Genomic DNA, 1,148 nt, shown 5'->3' with positions numbered 1-1,148 from the left:
CGTTGCCAGCGGCAGCGTGTTCCAGTCCTCCAACGGAGCGATAAAGCTGGAGAAAGTGCCATTGACCATGCAATGGCTGGTCAACAAGCCCTGCTTATCCAGCACCAGAACCCCTGTCTGGTTGCTTGGATACCGGATGGCGGCGACGCGCTGAAGTTCCATGTCGCCATCGATGCGCAAATTGAAAAGCAGCACGCCCTGGCTTCTGTGGGCGACTTCCGCGACTTTTTCCGCGAAAGGAACAGAAAGCGCACGAACGCTGTCGACCGCCATCCCGAAAACAAGCGCGTCCAGCTCTTCCGCCGCCATAAGAAGATTAGTTCCCAAGAAAATAGGGATTGCAATCGCTCCAGCCGGATTGTGCACAGTCATCGCACTCCGCCGGCTGGACGCCTGAGCATCGGTGTTGATGCAGCTCTGAAGATCAGCCCATCACCTCTCAGTAGGGATGTTCGCCCTCCCGTTGATTGAACCGGCTGCGCAAGGCCCATGACACACCGCTTGCTCGTTGCGGGGTTTCTCCGATAAAGCACGACGAGAGCGATAAGATAGGTCGGATACTCGCTAACACGAACAGCGACTTGACTTGCAAGTCATGCTCACATCAAGGAACAGACTATGAAGCGCCAGATCCGGCCATTCATCGTGGAAATGAAACAGAGGCGCGGTAAGCAGAAGCCAAGCCATTCGATCTGGGGCGATCTCGACCTGTCCAAGATTGCCACGGAGATGACGCAGCCGGGCTATGCTGCTCCGCTCCCAAATTCCCAGGTCATTGACTTCAGTATAAGACCCCTTGATGCTGAAGAAGGGGATAAACCACAAGCGGAGTATATGATGGCCGATTTTCAGGACGCTCAGACTGTTCAGACGACAGTAGCGCCAGCCAAAGTGGAAGTGCCTGAATCGAAGAAGAAAGTTCCGCGAGCACAGAAATCGAAGGCAGAGCTCATAAAGCCGGCCCGCAAGAACGGAGCGAAACCTGCGCCTGCGGCCGCAGAAGCTCCCGTGGCAGCGAAGACCGCCCGCAAGACATATTCCGAGAAGGAACGCGCCCAGAAGCTTGCCCAGATCGAGAAATCGATCGCTGCCGGCGCGACCAGCAAGATTGCGGTCGGCCAGGCCGGCATATCGGAGCAGACCTACTA

The 1,148-nt window shown here is 56.4% G+C and carries 2 protein-coding genes; one reads left to right on the top strand and one right to left on the bottom strand.

Annotated elements, in window-relative coordinates:
* The coding region (locus ACXJ7R_RS33680) for a hypothetical protein (protein WP_457155562.1) at positions 1–372 on the bottom strand (372 nt) is incomplete at its 3' end.
* Positions 373–618: 246 nt separating this feature from the next.
* Here ACXJ7R_RS33680 and ACXJ7R_RS33675 point away from each other — a divergent pair.
* On the top strand, positions 619–1,148 hold a 530-nt coding region (locus tag ACXJ7R_RS33675), incomplete at its 3' end, for a transposase (RefSeq protein ID WP_457155561.1).

The sequence above is a fragment of the Mesorhizobium sp. P5_C1 genome (genome assembly GCF_054049815.1).
Note: the sequence above shows the minus strand (reverse complement) of the source record. Positions and strands in the feature narration are given on the sequence as shown.